Source organism: Nitrosomonas supralitoralis (genome assembly GCF_003011925.2).
In the GTDB taxonomy this organism is placed as follows: domain Bacteria; phylum Pseudomonadota; class Gammaproteobacteria; order Burkholderiales; family Nitrosomonadaceae; genus Nitrosomonas; species Nitrosomonas supralitoralis.
Genome location: NZ_PXXU01000237.1, coordinates 1 through 244 on the forward strand (window position 1 = coordinate 1; position 244 = coordinate 244).

Sequence of the window (244 nt, forward strand, 5' to 3'; positions counted from 1 at the left end):
TATCGGGAAATCCTGCTACTGACCAGGTTAAACCGCCATCCACTGATTTATAGATACCTTCTCTTGCTGCACCCACGATTGTGGAATCTGTTGCATAGGTAGGCGATATTTGAAACTCACTGAATTGAATATTTTCATTTGTAAGTAATGATAAGGTTGTGTTCAGCGAAGATGCAACCGCGCCTGCTCCATTCAGACTCACGCGAAACAGGCCTTTACCACGAACATTAACAAATACCTTTCG

1 pseudogene is annotated in these 244 nt (G+C 43.0%); it reads right to left on the reverse strand.

The features are described from left to right. Positions 1–244: pseudogene (locus tag C7H79_RS17600) on the reverse strand (hypothetical protein); the annotation flags it as partial.